This window comes from Sphingomonas jaspsi DSM 18422 (assembly GCF_000585415.1).
GTDB lineage: Bacteria > Pseudomonadota > Alphaproteobacteria > Sphingomonadales > Sphingomonadaceae > Sphingomicrobium > Sphingomicrobium jaspsi.
In genome coordinates this window covers 1,703,960-1,717,491 of record NZ_KK073876.1, presented here as the reverse complement: position 1 = coordinate 1,717,491, position 13,532 = coordinate 1,703,960, and the positions used below count along the sequence as shown (strand labels likewise).

Here is a 13,532-nt window from a genome sequence, read left to right as displayed (position 1 = left end):
GATGGCTGCTTATTTCTTGGTGAGCGAGAGGCCGCCGAAGCGCTTGTTGAAGCGCGCGACCTGGCCGCCTTCCTGAAGCTGACGAGTGCCGCCGGTCCAGGCCGGGTGCGCAGTCGGGTCGATTTCGAGCTGCAGCGTGTCGCCTTCCTTGCCCCAGGTCGAGCGGGTCTGGTAGGTCGTGCCGTCAGTCATCTGGACGGTGATGAAGTGGTAGTCCGGATGGGTATCGGTCTTCATGATATTTGTTCCTTTAAGGTGGCTGGTTCCGACCAGCCTGCAAGGTGAAGCGCGCCCCTACCCCAAGGCGATCCGCTTGACAAGGCACCCTGCCCAGCGGCACTTGCGGTCCATGACCTGGGGTCCGGCCGTGTAATGCGGCCGGTTAAGGGGGAAGCCGGCGAACATCCGGCACTGTGCCCGCAACTGTGACCTTCGCGACCTTGCGAGGGGAAGTCAGATACCCGCCATAGGTCGTCGTCCGTTTCCCGGCCGGGTCCAGCCGTGGAGCGTGGGCGGTCCGCGCGGCATGGTTGCCGCTCGCCTTCCCTCCGTGACGACATGTCATGGAACGGGAAGGAATAGATTAATGATGGACATGCCACCCGCCGACCAGCCGGCGATCGTCGTTACGGCCAGCCGTACGGCCGACGCCATCGGCGATACGCCTGCTACCGTTACGGTCATCGACCAGGACCGCATCATCCGCATCGGCGCACCGCTGATCCCCGATCTGCTGCGCCTGGTGCCCTCGGCGGCGGTATCGACCAGCGGACCCGCCGGCTCGCTCACCCAAGTTCGAATCCGCGGCGCCGAGGCGAACCACACGCTGTTGTTTATCGATGGCATCCGGGCAAACGACCCGGCCGCTGGCAACGAACCGCGGTTCGAATTGCTCAACGCCGACATCGCAAGTCGGATCGAGGTGGTCCGCGGCCCACAATCGGCGCTGTGGGGCTCGGAAGCGATCGGCGGTGTCGTTGCCGTCGATGGAACGAAGCCCGGCGGCGCCAAGGCGCGTATGACTGCTGAATATGGCAGCTTCGACACGCTGCGCGGCGCAATCGGCGGTTCGAACGGAAATACGGAGCAAGGCCTGTCGCTGGCCGCCGCGGGCCAGCGCAGCGACGGCGTCGACAGTTTCGATGGAACGGGCGATCGCGACGGATACCGCAATGTCGCGCTGCGTGGATCCGGCCGCCTGAAGCTGGCCGATGAAGTGGTTGTCGGCGCTTCGGGCTTCGCCCTTTGGGAACAAAGCCAGTTCGACGGTTATGACCCGGCCACTTTCCTTCGCGCCGACACACTCGATGAAAGCCGAAATCGCCTTGCCGCGGGCCGCCTGTTTGCAGAGGTGGGCGACCGGTCGAAGCAATATCTAATCCTGTCCGGCAGCCTGTTGGGGTCTTCCAACCGAAACTTCCTGGCCGACGACCCCATCAACCGCACGTCGGCAACCCGGCGAACGGCCGCGCTGGAAGGAGGCCTGACGACAGGCCGGCACAGTTTCGTCGCGGCGATCGATGCCGAGCGCGAGGCGTTCCGGGCACGTGACGTCGCCTACGGAGGCTTTACCGATCAGGACCGCACGCGCACGCACCGTTCCGTCACGCTCGCATGGAAGATGCGCGATCTCGGTCCCGTCACGACCGACCTCACCGTACGGCACGATATGTTCGACCGGTTCAAGGATGCGACCAGCATTCGGGCCGGCATCATGGCGAAACTTGGTGGCGGCTTTTCTGCGGCCGCCAGCTATGGGGAAGGCATCGCCCAGCCCAGCTTTTTCGACCTCTACGGCTTTTTCCCAGGCAGTTTCGTCGGCAACCCCGGGCTGAAGCCCGAATCGAGCGTCGGCGGCGAATGGTCGCTGCGCTATTCCGGCCATTCGTTCGGCGCGGCCGTGACCTATTATCGGCAGCGGCTGAAGGACGAAATCGTTGACACCTTCGATCCCGACACCTTCCTTTCGTCGACTGCCAACGCCCGCGGCACCAGCAAGCGACAAGGGATCGAGGCGGAAGCGGCGTACCGGCCAAACGACGCTATCCGTGTCACACTCACCTATGCGTGGCTGGATGCCAGCGAGCCGCAGCTCGCAACCGGGCTTCGGCTGAAGGAACAACGCCGTCCACGCCACAGCGGCAGCATCGCGGTCGATGGGGTTTCCGGCCGACTGAGCTACGGTGCCGCACTCAGCTATACCGGCGCGCATATCGACACGAACTTCGACGTTTTTCCCGCTGACCGGGTCAACCTTCGATCCTATTGGCTCGCGGGCGGTCAGGCAGCCTATCGCGTTGGCGGGCCGGTCGAGGTGACCTTGAGGATCGCAAACGCCTTCGACAGCGGGCATCAGGACGTTGTGGGCTATCGCAGCGAAGGGAGGAGCGTTCATGCCGGTTTCCGCGTCGCTCTTGGCCGCTAGCGGGGCGGTACGCATCGCGTCGCTGAACCTGTGCACAGACGAATATCTGCTGCTCGCCGCCAGTCGGACGCAGATCGCCAGTGTCAGCCGACTGGCCGCCGACCGTGACGACTCCCCGCTATGGCGTGTCGCCCGGGGCATTCCGGTGAACAATGGCACGCTGGAAGACATCATCGCCCAGCGTCCGACCATTCTTCTGACGATGGGCGGCGGTGGGCGTTCGACGCGCGAATTGGCGAAGCGGCTTGGCATCCAGACAGTGGATCTGCACTTTCCGCAAAGCATCGATGATGTGGTGTCGAATTTGGAAATCGTCGCCCGACTAAGTGGACAGCAGGCTGCCGTGCCCCGCTGGAAATGGAGGGTCCGCCAGCTCCAGGCATCGAAACCTGCCCCGAGGCCCGCAGCCTTTGTTGGCCAAGGCGGCACCACCGTTTCCGCGACCTCGCTTGCTGCAAGTTGGATGACCCTGGCGGGCTTGCGCCAAATGGCGCTGCCCGGCGGCAAGGTTAGCGCCGAATGGCTGATGACGGACGCTCCGCCGATCCTGTTGAAGTCCAACTATCGCGCGCGGCAGATGTCGCAGGGCAGACGGTGGCTCGACCAGCCCTGGGTCCGTGAAGCCAACAGCAGGATCATTGAAACGGACGGTCGGCCTTGGACCTGCGCCGGCCCGCTGATGCCTTATGAAATAGAGCGATTACGGGGACTTCTGTGAGATACCTTCTGATCGCTCTTCTCATTCTTATCGGTGTGGGGCATCTCCTGCTCCCCATCGACGCGCTGCTCTCTGCCCATCGTGTTGACCCGGAATTGGCCCAGACCTTGCTGCTCCAGCTCCGGCTTCCACGCACGATGCTGGCGATCGGCTATGGTCTCGTCCTTGGAACCAGCGGCGCCGCCTTGCAGGCCGTGTTCGCAAACCCGCTCGCCTCGCCCGACATCAGTGGCGCTTCTAGCGGCGCAGCGCTGGGCGCAGTCGTGGGCAGCTATTTCCTCGGCGCCGCCAGCCCGGTTGCGGTGGCGCTGTTCGCGTCGGGCGGCGCGCTGCTGGCGCTGGTTTTGCTCTTTGTCCTCGCCGGGGCGCGAAGCGACAGTGCGACCTTACTCCTTGCCGGGCTGTCCATATCGATGGCCGCGGGCGCCGCGACCAGCCTTGCCCTCGCCCTCGCACCGTCACCCTTCGCCTTTTACGACGCGTTCGACTGGCTGATGGGCAACTTCGCCGACCGCAGCCTGTCGCAGGCTGCTGCGGCGCTCATCCCTTCCGCCATTGCCATCACCCTGCTGGTCCGTCGGATTGGCGCGCTGGACATTATGGCTCTTGGCGAAGACATCTCCGCTGCTTCGGGCATCAAACCGCTTCGGCTGACCCGTGAGGTTGTCGTACTGACGGCCATCGCAGTCGGCGCCTGCGTGTCGACCGTCGGCGCCATCGGTTTCGTCGGCCTGGTCGCTCCCTATCTCGCGCGTCGACTGACCAGGGGACATCCGGGTCAGGCGCTGCTTCCGGCTGCGATCATCGGCGGGGCGCTGATGACCGCGGCCGATCTGGCCACGCGCATGATCCCGCTCGACCGGCCGATCCCGGTCGGCGTCCTCACCGCGCTTTTCGGGACGCCGTTGTTCGTCTGGCTGGTTGTCGGCATGCGACGGAGACTGACGGCATGACGTCACTTCGCGCGCTCAATATTGCCATCCTTGGGCGTTTGCAGAGGCTCGATCTCGATGCGGCGGGCGGTCAGATGATTGCCATAATCGGCCCGAACGGCGGCGGGAAAACCAGCTTGCTACGGGCGATCGCGGGGATCGAGGCGGCAAGCGGCACGGTTTCCGTCGGGGGCGAAGACCTGTCGGCGGTTTCACCCGCCCGCCGTCAGGCATTGCTCACTTTCTTGCCCGCGTCGCGCGATATCGCCTGGCCTATCCCGGTGCGCGATGTCGTCGGGCTCGGCAGCTCCCGCGCTTCCGGTTCCGAGATCGACGAGGTGCTCGATCTCCTTTCTCTCACGACACTGGCCGATCGCCCGATTAGCGACCTGTCGACGGGCGAACGAACCCGAGTCTTGTTCGCTCGATGCCTGGCCGCCCGGCCTGACGTGCATTTGCTGGACGAGCCGCTGTCGAACCTTGACCCCTATTGGGTGCTGCGCGTGCTCAAACTGATGCGGGACGAGGCAGCGCGCGGTGCGATCGTCTTCGCCTCGCTGCATGACCTGTCGCACCTGCCGTTGTTCGACCGGGCCCTGGTACTCGCGAACGGCCGGGTCGAAATGGACGAAGCGCCCGCTACCCTGATGGGCAGCGAGCGCTTCGAAGACATTTTCCTCGTCCGCCGAGCCGGACCTGGCTGGGCGATCAGTCCGAAGGCGGATCGGCAATCATCGCCGTGAATTGCGCTTCGGCTGCCAGCTTTCCATTAACCGACGCCTTGCCGGCAAACTTGCAGACGCTGGCCCGCTTCTGAATGAATTCGACGTCCAGCTGGAGCAGGCAACCCGGCTCGACCGGCGTACGGAACTTCGCGCCTTCGATGGCCATAAAATAAACCAGCTTGCCGCTGTTCGCGAGCCCGAGGCTTTCGACCGCCAGCACGCCGGCCGCTTGGGCCAGTGCCTCGACGATGAGAACGCCAGGCATGATCGGCCGACCGGGGAAATGCCCCTGGAAGAATTGCTCGTTCATGCTTACCGCCTTGATGGCGGTGATCGATTGGTCGGGAACGATGCGTTCGACCCGGTCGACCAGCAGCAACGGGTAACGGTGCGGCAATGCCGCCATCACCCGCCGGACATCCAGCGGGCCGATGGCGGCCGTATCACCTAGTTCGTTCACCGGCCCTGCGGCGCCGCGGCAGCCGGCGCAACCGTTGCGACGGAGGTCAGCGTGCGGTTGAGTTCGGCGATGACGTCGGCGGTGACGTCAAGCGCAGGAGATACGCGGGCGACCGTGCTCGCTTCCAGAACGATGTTCGCCTTGCGACGCGCCTGCACGGCGTCGATCGCCGGCCCGATGCGATCGCTGATCTGCTGCAGAGCGTAGTTGCGATTACGCTCAAAGGTCGCGGCGCGCGCTTCGAGCTGTTGGTTGGCAGTGTTCTGCTTCGCCTGGAACGCGGTGATCTTGGCGGTCAGCGCAGCGTCGGGCTGTTTTCCGTTCAGCGCGGTGATCTGCGCCTGAAGCTGCTGGCCTTCGCTCTGCAGCGGGGCAACCAGCTGCTGGCGCAGCTGCTGCACGCCCTGTGCCTGGGTCTGCAGCTGGGTCATCGCGGCCTTGCAGGCATTGCATTCGGTGCCCGCCTTGTTGCCGTCGACGACGACGATGACCGGGGCCGGAACGCTCTGCGCAGCGGCCATCTGGGGCAGCGCCGCAACCACGGCAGCAATCAAAAGCTTTTTCATTAGAATTGAGTTCCTACGTTGAAAGAGAAGAGCTTCGTATCGTCGCCGTCCTGCTTCAGCAGGGCTTTGGCGATATCGATGCGAAGCGGACCGAAGGGTGACGTCCAGTTGACGCCGATACCGACCGACAGGCGCGGCTTGGCCGAGCTGTCGAGGAAGACTTCCTTGTAGCCGGAGCCTGGCACGAAGGTGAAGTTGGTCGGACAGGCCGTGTCGCCCGCCTGCAGCCTGTACGGATCCTGCGCCGTCTCGCCCGCAGCGGGGGTCGGCGGTGCGCAGATGCCGCGGCTGTCGTTGAGGTTTGGCTTGTCGAGCTTCCACAGCGATCCGACGTCCACGAACGCCGACGGCCTCAATCCCAGGCTCTTAAGGCCCGAACTGGTCGGGAATTCGAGCTCAAGCCGGCCCATGTAATAGGCGCGGCCACCAAGTGTATCGCTGACGATGTTCTTGTTCGACGTATCGAGTTCGCCCGCATCGTTGATGTAGACGAAGCGCTGGATACGCGGCCCGATGCCGCGGATGTCGAAGCCGCGCAGCTGAGCCCCAAAGAAGCGGTCGTTTAGGCGGATCGCGTCGCGGCCCGGTCCCGGCGCCTTCTGCAGCGGGTGGATGTAGCCGCCTTCGGCATGGGCCGAGAGGATGAAGCCCGCTGGCAAGCCCCAATATTTGGTCGCATCGATGCGCTGGCGCAGATATTTGACGTCGCCGCCGAGACCAGCGAATTCCTGCGTGAACACGATCCGCTGGCCGCGCGTGGCGCGGACCCCGTTTGTGCTGTCGAACGCGACGGTGTAACCCAGCAGCGAGGTCAAACGGGTACCCAGTTCGTCGCAAAGGTAGGTGCTGGACTTCTGCGGATCGCAGACGGCCGGAAGCGGGCCCGTTCCGTCAGGATCGGTGAAGAATTGAGCCTTGTCGAGCGAGATGCGGTCGCGCGAAATCGTGTAGCGTGTCCCGATCGACACATATTCCGTCACCGGGAAGCCGAGACGGACGCCCGTCCCCATGCGGCGCTGCTGATAGGTGCGGTTGCGCGTGCTGCCGACGAAGTTGAAGCTGTTATAGTCCTGCAGGAAGATATCCCCGCCAAGAACGATCTGCTTGTCGAACAAATAGGGCTCGGTGAAGCCGAGCTGCACCGACTTGGAATAGCGCGAATAGTTGATGCCGGCCTGAAGCTGCTGGCCTTTGCCCATGAAGTTGCTCTGGGCGATCGAGGCCGCGATCACGAAGCGTTCGAGGCTCGAGTAACCCGCCGACAGTTGCAGCTGCCCGGTCGACTTTTCCTCGACGTCGAGGTTGAGCACCACGCGGTCCGGCGCCGAACCCTGCGCCTGCTTGATCTCCAGATTTTCCTGGAAGAAGCCCAGGCTCTGGATGCGGTCCTGGCTGCGCTTCAGCTTGAAGGCGTTGAAGGCGTCGCCTTCGTTGAGGCGGAATTCGCGGCGGATGACCTTGTCGCGGGTGACCGTGTTGCCCTGGATGTTGATCCGCTCGACATAGGCACGCTGCGCTTCGTCGACCTTGAAGGTCAGGTTCATCTCATGCTTTTCGGCGTCGCGCTGGAAGTCGGGGCTGACTTCGGCGAACGCATAGCCCTTCGAACCCGCCACCTCGTTGAGGCCGGTGACCGTGTCTTCGACCAGCTTGGCGTTGAACCAGTTGCCCGGCTTGATCTTGACCAGTTGCTTGATCTGGTCGGCCGGGAAGTCGCGGATGGCGCTTTCCGCCTCGACGGTGCCGAATTTGTAGCGCGGACCTTCCTCGATCACGTAGGTGATGATGAAGTCCTTGCGGTCCGGGGTCAGTTCGGCGAGCGCCGACACGACGCGGAAGTCGGCATAGCCCTGCGTCAGGTAGAAGGCGCGCAGCTTCTGCTGGTCGGCGGCAAGCCGGTCCGGGTCATAGCTATCGTTCGACTTGATGAAGCCGAGGATGCCGCCGGCCTGCTTGGTATACATCTCCTTGCGCAGGCGGCCGTCGCCGAACTTCTCGTTGCCGATGATATTGATCGCGCGAACCTTGGACTTGTCGCCTTCCGAGATTTCGAAGACGACATCGACGCGGTTCTGGTCGAGATTGACGATCTTGGGTTCGACCGACGCGGCGAACCGGCCCTGGCGGCGATACAGTTCGATGATGCGATCGACGTCGGCACGAGCACCCGAACGGGTGAAGATCTGGCGCGGTGCCAGCTTGATTTCCGGCAGGATCTTGTCGTTCTTGATCCGCTTGTTGCCTTCAAGGACGATGCGGTTGATGACCGGGTTTTCCTTGACGCGGATCAGGATGTCGCCGGTGTCGGCACCTTCGATCTGGGCGTCGGCGAACAACTGGGTCGCGTACAGGTCCTTCAGCGCCTGATCGAGCACTTCGGCGGTATATTCCTGACCCGGGACCAGGCCGGCATAGCTACGCACCGTTTCCGGTTCGAGACGTTCGGAACCGACGACGCGGATCGAACGGATGGTCCGGCTTGCCGCCGGTGCCGTGAGCAGCGCGCCGCCGCTCGGCGCCGGGGCAGGCGCAGCCTGTGCCAGCAAGGGCGCCGCCCAGCCTCCCAAGATGGTGCCGACCAGGAGAATCCGGCCCGTGCGACTGGTGAAACGATTGCTGGTGGAAGTCACGCGTCCCCGCCCTACTCTTAATTTACGACGCCGCCGTTGGGGCCGCGCCAGACTGATATTCTTGCCCTGCCCGAACCTTACTAGCCAATCAAGCGCCCAAGTCCTTCGAACAGGCCGAACGACGCAAGATCGTTGAGCGTGACGAAGACGAGGAGAGCAAGAAGCAGGGCAAGACCACCGCGAAAAGCCCAATCCATCGCCCGCAGACTGACCGGCTTTCGCCGGACCGCTTCTGCGGCGTAGAAGACCAGATGTCCACCATCGAGCGTTGGAATTGGCAACAGGTTGATGAATCCCAGATTAATCGAGAACAGCGCAACAAGCTGAACGAATTCGAATAATCCGAGCGACAGCTGTTGGCCGGCAATCTGGGCCATCTTCAAGGGACCGCCGAGATCCTTGGTCGATCGCTGGCCGGTCAGGATCTGCACCAGCCCGTCGACCATCGACCGGGTGAGATCAAATGCGTAGCCTGCTGCAGCCGGGATGGCGGCACCAACGGAAATCTTCTCGAATTCGCGTTGCGGCACGCCGATGCCCAGCTGGCCGATCCGGTATTTCTGCCCGAATTCGTCCACCTGTTCGACCGAGCCCAATCGCACCGGGACAGTGCGCACGGCCTGGTTTCGCTCGACCATAAGGTCGATTTGCTCGCCAGGGCGGATCGACACGATCCGCTGTATATCTTCGAAGCGCCTCGTCGCCTGTCCGGCAACGCTGACGATCCGGTCGCCGACATGAAGTTGCGCGGCCTCGGCGGCGCTGCCCGGCGCGATGCTGGCTGCCACTGGCGGCGTGTTGGGGAAACCGTAACTGGCAAAGAAAGTGGCAAAAATCGCGATCGCCAAGACGAAATTGGCGACCGGCCCGGCAAGCACTACCAGAAAGCGTTGCCACCACGGACGGTTGTGAAATGCTACGGCCTGCTCTTCGCTGCTGAGGTCGGCATTGGCATCGGCCTGGCTGGCGGCGTTCATATCGCCGATGAAGCGCACATAGCCCCCCAAAGGCATCCAGCCGATCTTCCACCGCGTTCCCCGCTTGTCCGTCCAGCCGGTCAATTCGCGACCGAACCCGATCGAAAACTGCGAAGCGCCGATCCCGAACCAGCGCGCAACCCAATAGTGGCCAAGCTCGTGGAAAAACACGAGCGGGCCGATCGCGCATACGAACGCGATGGCAATAAACCAGATGGGCGGCTGGGCGAGCATCAGGCGGCGATTTCCGTCATCAATTCAATGCTAAGTGCCCGAGAACGGCGATCAATGTCGATGACCTCGGCGATGGATTGGGGCTGCCCTGCGCCAGTGCGAGCCATGACGTCTTCGACCAGCCGCGGGATGTCGAGAAAGCCGATTTTCCGGTCTAGAAAAGCTGCGACCGCAACCTCATTCGCCGCATTGAGGGCAATCGGCTGCGCCCCGCCCGCCTCCAGAGCCTGCCGCGCGAGCCGAAGCGCCGGGAATCGTACCGGGTCCGGCGTTTCGAACGTTAGTGACGCAACCTTGGCCAGATCGAGCTTTTCCGCCGGGGTGTCGATACGGCCGGGAAAGGCCAGCGCGTGCGCAATCGGAATCCTCATGTCGGGACTGCCAAGCTGCGCCAGTACCGACCCGTCTACATATTCGACCATCGAATGAATGACCGACTGGGGGTGGACGAGAATGGCGATGCGCTCCGACGGCAGGCCGAACAGGTGATGCGCTTCGATCAGTTCAAGGCCCTTGTTCATCATCGATGCGCTGTCGACGCTGATTTTGGCGCCCATCGACCAATTGGGATGGGCCACTGCCTGTTCGGGGGTCATTGCAGCCATCTCTTCGCGACTGCGGGTTCGGAACGGGCCACCGCTTGCGGTCAAGATCAGTTTTGCAACATCTTGCGAACGATGGCCCTGAAGACACTGGAATATCGCGTTATGTTCGCTATCGACCGGAAGGATCGTCGAACCCGACCTCGCGGCCGCCGCCGTCATCAGCCCGCCTGCGGTGACGAGCGATTCCTTGTTGGCCAGACCCACGGTCTTGCCCGCGTCTACGGCGGCCATCACCGGTTCCAGCCCTGCGCACCCGACGATCGAGGCCATGACCCAGTCGACGTCGCCTGCTGCCGCTTCGCGCAGGGCATCAGCCCCAGTCTCCGCACGGCAACCGCTACCCTTTAGACGGTCGCGCAAATCCGGCAGCAGTTCTGCCCGGTCGATTACCGCCAGATTGGCGCCCGTACGTAGTGCGGCATCCGCCAACTTGTCGACATTAGTGGCCGCCGTCAGCGCAAACACGTCGAACGCGTCGCGACTGCGTTCGACCAGGTCGAGCGTCGACGTGCCGACCGATCCGGTCGCCCCAAGGATGGATATGCGCCTGACCGTCATAGCCAGCCGCTCAGCATCAGCGCAGCGGTCAGGACCGAAACCGGAACCAACCCGTCAAGCCGGTCGAGCAGGCCGCCATGCCCGGGCAGCCAGTTGCCGCTGTCCTTGACCCCTGCCCGGCGCTTCAACCCGCTTTCGAACAGGTCACCGCCCTGTGCCGCAATGGCGAATGGAACCGCCATGCCGTAAAGGATGGTGGGAAGGCCCTGACTGTATGCCCATAGGCCGGAAATCGCAGCCGCGCTGATCACGCCGCCGACAAGCCCGGCTATGGTCTTGTTGGGGCTGATCGACGGCGCCAGCTTGGGCCCGCCAATGGCACGGCCCGCGAAATAGGCTCCGATATCGGTCGACCACACGACGAGGAACACCCAGATCAGCAGGTCCGGCCCCGTACCCAACCCCTGATATTCCGCGCGCTCGCGGATCCATAGCAGGGCGAGCGCGGGAAGCAGGCAGTAGATAAATCCGAGGATCTTCCAGCCGATGCCCCAGTCGCGCACGATGCGGGTCCATTCGACATACATTCCCGTCGCCATCAGGGCGACCATCAGCGCGAACGGCCAGCCGCCGATGAAGGCGAGGCCGAGCGCGACAACGATCAGGATCATCCCCACGACGGTCCGTTTGGCGAGTTCGCTCATCGTCCCCCGAAGCGGCGATGTCGCGCCGCATAGCTGGCCAGGGCGGCGTTGAACGCTGCCTCGTCGAAATCCGGCCACAGCGTGTCCACGAACAAAAGTTCGGCATAGGCCGCCTGCCACAGCAGGAAATTCGACAGGCGCTGCTCGCCCGACGTGCGGATAAGCAGGTCGAGTTCAGGCCAGTCGGATGTCTGGAGTGCGCGTCCGACCACCTCTTCGTCGATCGCGGAGGGATCGATCTTCCCATCGCGCGCCTCGGTAGCGAGCGACCGGCACGCGGCGGCAATTTCCGCGCGGCTGCCGTAATTCAACGCGATGACCAGCGTGAGCCGCGTGTTCGTCCGGGTACGCTCGACGGCCTTTTCCAGCCGCGCCGACAATTCGGGACCGAAGGCGCGGTAATCGCCGATGATACGGAGCTGGACGCGCTCCTTCTCCAGCGTCGCAAGCTCGCGTTCGAGGTAGAAACGCATCAGGCCCTTGAGGTCGCTGACCTCCTCCGCCGACCGACGCCAGTTTTCCGAGGAGAAGGCGTAGATCGTCAGGACTTCGACGCCTGCGTCTGCGGCGGCCTGCAACGTCTTGCGGACTGCCTCGGCCCCGGCGCGATGCCCGGCTACACGCGGAAGCCCCTTGCGCTGCGCCCAGCGGCCGTTGCCGTCCATGATGATCGCGACGTGGCGCGGCCCATCCCCCCTCCCACCGCCGTGGGAGGCATGGCCCCCGGTCGCGGCGGGTGCGGCGGTCACTTGCCCAGGATTTCCTGTTCCTTGGCGTGCGCGGCCGCATCGATGTCCTTGATCGTATCGTCGGTCATCTTCTGCACTTCGGTATCGAGCCGCTTGTGCTCGTCCTCGCTGATTTCCTTCTTCTTCTCGTCGGTCTTCAAGGCGTCCATGCCATCGCGGCGGACGTTGCGCACGGCGACGCGGGCCTTTTCGGCATATTGGCTGGCAAGCTTGGCCAGTTCCTTGCGGCGCTCTTCGGTGAGGTCGGGAATGGGCAGGCGGATCATCTGTCCGTCGGTGATCGGGTTGATGCCGAGGCCCGCGCTACGGATTGCCTTTTCGACCGCATTCATGTTCGAGCGGTCCCAGACCTGCACCGAAATGAGGCGCGGTTCGGGGACCGACACGGTCGCAACCTGGTTCAGCGGCATGTTGGCGCCATAGACTTCGACCTGCACCGGATCGAGCAGCGCGGTCGACGCGCGCCCGGTGCGCAGGCCGGCAAGATCGTGCTTCAGATTTTCGAGCGCGCCGGTCATGCGGCGCTGGATGTCGTTCTTGTCGTAGGCAGGCATCGCTCTCTTACTCCTTGTTCTGGACGACCGTCGCGGTGCCTTCGCCCGCCAGAACCTTGGCCAGATTGCCCGGTTCGCGGATGTTGAACACGACGATCGGAATATTGCTATCGCGGCACAGCGCGACGGCGCTGGCGTCCATGACCTTGAGGTCGCTCGCCAGCACCTGGTTGAAGGTCACGGTTTCATATCGGGTCGCACCGGCAACCTTCTTGGGGTCGGCGTCATAGACGCCATCGACACTGGTTCCCTTGAACAGCGCGTCGCACTTCATTTCGGCGGCGCGCAGCGCGGCGCCGCTGTCGGTGGTGAAATAGGGGCTGCCGACGCCGGCGGCGAAGATCACGATCCGGCCCTTGGCGAGATGTCGTTCGGCGCGGCGGCGGATTACCGGTTCGCACACCTGGTCCATCTTGATCGCCGACTGGACGCGGGTTTCTACGCCGATCTGTTCGAGCGCATTCTGCATCGCCAGCGCGTTCATCACGGTCGCCAGCATGCCCATATAGTCGGCCTGCGCGCGGTCCATGCCGGCTGCAGCACCCGCCATCCCGCGGAAGATATTGCCGCCGCCGATGACGAGGCAGATTTCGTGACCCTGTTCCTTGGCTGCCTTCACTTCGGCGGCCATGCGCGCCACGGTCTCCGGGTTAATCCCGAACGCGCTGTCGCCCATCAACGCCTCGCCCGACAGCTTCAGCAGGATGCGATGGAAGCTCGGGCGGGTCATAAAGGGCAGGTTCCTCTCGTCTTGG

Annotated in this window: 14 protein-coding genes and 1 riboswitch; of the genes, 4 read left to right on the top strand and 10 right to left on the bottom strand. The window is 63.7% G+C overall.

The genetic code is table 11. From position 1 onward, the window contains the following. Window positions 1–9: 9 nt before the first annotated feature. Complete coding sequence (gene rpmE / locus G570_RS08850; protein WP_037501367.1) at window positions 10–237, bottom strand: 50S ribosomal protein L31; 228 nt, start codon at window positions 235–237, stop codon at window positions 10–12. Between the two features lie 103 nt (window positions 238–340). Beyond that, window positions 341–483: riboswitch (cobalamin riboswitch) on the top strand. Window positions 484–586: 103 nt separating this feature from the next. Between rpmE and G570_RS08845 the strand changes: the two genes are divergently transcribed. From G570_RS08845 to G570_RS08830, 4 genes are read left to right on the top strand one after another with little or no spacing between them, the layout of a single operon-like run. Further along, window positions 587–2,425 (top strand): TonB-dependent receptor plug domain-containing protein, encoded by a 1,839-nt coding sequence (locus G570_RS08845; protein ID WP_037501364.1) that lies wholly within the window; start codon window positions 587–589, stop codon window positions 2,423–2,425. Then, a complete protein-coding gene (locus G570_RS08840) occupies window positions 2,394–3,143 on the top strand; it encodes an ABC transporter substrate-binding protein (RefSeq protein WP_037501361.1) in 750 nt (249 codons plus the stop codon). The genes G570_RS08845 and G570_RS08840 overlap by 32 nt, the downstream gene beginning before the upstream one ends. Beyond that, window positions 3,140–4,096: a FecCD family ABC transporter permease gene (locus tag G570_RS08835; protein WP_169731748.1), complete on the top strand. Its 957-nt coding sequence runs from the start codon at window positions 3,140–3,142 to the stop codon at window positions 4,094–4,096. The genes G570_RS08840 and G570_RS08835 overlap by 4 nt, the downstream gene beginning before the upstream one ends. Then, window positions 4,093–4,818, top strand: a complete 726-nt coding sequence (locus G570_RS08830) for an ABC transporter ATP-binding protein (protein ID WP_051504218.1) — start codon at window positions 4,093–4,095, stop codon at window positions 4,816–4,818. The genes G570_RS08835 and G570_RS08830 overlap by 4 nt, the downstream gene beginning before the upstream one ends. Here the strand turns inward: G570_RS08830 and fabZ are convergent. From fabZ to pyrH, 9 genes are all read right to left on the bottom strand, one after another. After that, window positions 4,784–5,206, bottom strand: a complete 423-nt coding sequence (gene fabZ, locus G570_RS08825; protein WP_051504560.1) for a 3-hydroxyacyl-ACP dehydratase FabZ — start codon at window positions 5,204–5,206, stop codon at window positions 4,784–4,786. The genes G570_RS08830 and fabZ overlap by 35 nt on opposite strands. 50 nt (window positions 5,207–5,256) lie before the next feature. After that, window positions 5,257–5,826, bottom strand: a complete 570-nt coding sequence (locus G570_RS08820) for an OmpH/Skp family outer membrane protein (protein WP_037501352.1) — start codon at window positions 5,824–5,826, stop codon at window positions 5,257–5,259. Further along, on the bottom strand, window positions 5,826–8,456 hold the full coding sequence (gene bamA, locus G570_RS08815) for an outer membrane protein assembly factor BamA (protein ID WP_037501349.1): 2,631 nt from the start codon (window positions 8,454–8,456) through the stop codon (window positions 5,826–5,828). Before bamA ends, G570_RS08820 begins: the two co-directional genes overlap by 1 nt. Window positions 8,457–8,536: 80 nt before the next feature. Beyond that, window positions 8,537–9,667, bottom strand: a complete 1,131-nt coding sequence (locus G570_RS08810) for a M50 family metallopeptidase (protein WP_037501346.1) — start codon at window positions 9,665–9,667, stop codon at window positions 8,537–8,539. After that, the gene (locus G570_RS08805; RefSeq protein ID WP_037501343.1) at window positions 9,667–10,830 is read right to left on the bottom strand and encodes a 1-deoxy-D-xylulose-5-phosphate reductoisomerase; all 1,164 of its coding nucleotides are present in this window, start codon (window positions 10,828–10,830) and stop codon (window positions 9,667–9,669) included. Before G570_RS08805 ends, G570_RS08810 begins: the two co-directional genes overlap by 1 nt. Continuing rightward, complete coding sequence (locus G570_RS08800; RefSeq protein ID WP_037501340.1) at window positions 10,827–11,474, bottom strand: phosphatidate cytidylyltransferase; 648 nt, start codon at window positions 11,472–11,474, stop codon at window positions 10,827–10,829. The genes G570_RS08805 and G570_RS08800 overlap by 4 nt, the downstream gene beginning before the upstream one ends. Beyond that, window positions 11,471–12,223 (bottom strand): isoprenyl transferase, encoded by a 753-nt coding sequence (locus G570_RS08795; RefSeq protein ID WP_037501337.1) that lies wholly within the window; start codon window positions 12,221–12,223, stop codon window positions 11,471–11,473. Before G570_RS08795 ends, G570_RS08800 begins: the two co-directional genes overlap by 4 nt. After that, complete coding sequence (gene frr / locus G570_RS08790; RefSeq protein ID WP_037501335.1) at window positions 12,220–12,777, bottom strand: ribosome recycling factor; 558 nt, start codon at window positions 12,775–12,777, stop codon at window positions 12,220–12,222. The genes G570_RS08795 and frr overlap by 4 nt, the downstream gene beginning before the upstream one ends. A gap of 7 nt (window positions 12,778–12,784) precedes the next feature. After that, window positions 12,785–13,507, bottom strand: a complete 723-nt coding sequence (gene pyrH, locus G570_RS08785; protein ID WP_037501332.1) for a UMP kinase — start codon at window positions 13,505–13,507, stop codon at window positions 12,785–12,787. Window positions 13,508–13,532 lie beyond the last annotated feature (25 nt).

What these genes read in the sequence shown, in the direction of transcription:
- rpmE (WP_037501367.1), bottom strand. Translation starts at nt 237, where the DNA reads ATGAAGACCGATACCCATCCGGACTACCACTTCATCACCGTCCAGATG.
- G570_RS08845 (WP_037501364.1), top strand. Translation starts at nt 587, where the DNA reads ATGATGGACATGCCACCCGCCGACCAGCCGGCGATCGTCGTTACGGCC.
- G570_RS08840 (WP_037501361.1), top strand. Translation starts at nt 2,394, where the DNA reads ATGCCGGTTTCCGCGTCGCTCTTGGCCGCTAGCGGGGCGGTACGCATC.
- G570_RS08830 (WP_051504218.1), top strand. Translation starts at nt 4,093, where the DNA reads ATGACGTCACTTCGCGCGCTCAATATTGCCATCCTTGGGCGTTTGCAG.
- fabZ (WP_051504560.1), bottom strand. Translation starts at nt 5,206, where the DNA reads ATGGCGGCATTGCCGCACCGTTACCCGTTGCTGCTGGTCGACCGGGTC.
- G570_RS08820 (WP_037501352.1), bottom strand. Translation starts at nt 5,826, where the DNA reads ATGAAAAAGCTTTTGATTGCTGCCGTGGTTGCGGCGCTGCCCCAGATG.
- G570_RS08810 (WP_037501346.1), bottom strand. Translation starts at nt 9,667, where the DNA reads ATGCTCGCCCAGCCGCCCATCTGGTTTATTGCCATCGCGTTCGTATGC.
- G570_RS08805 (WP_037501343.1), bottom strand. Translation starts at nt 10,830, where the DNA reads ATGACGGTCAGGCGCATATCCATCCTTGGGGCGACCGGATCGGTCGGC.
- G570_RS08800 (WP_037501340.1), bottom strand. Translation starts at nt 11,474, where the DNA reads ATGAGCGAACTCGCCAAACGGACCGTCGTGGGGATGATCCTGATCGTT.
- frr (WP_037501335.1), bottom strand. Translation starts at nt 12,777, where the DNA reads ATGCCTGCCTACGACAAGAACGACATCCAGCGCCGCATGACCGGCGCG.
- pyrH (WP_037501332.1), bottom strand. Translation starts at nt 13,507, where the DNA reads ATGACCCGCCCGAGCTTCCATCGCATCCTGCTGAAGCTGTCGGGCGAG.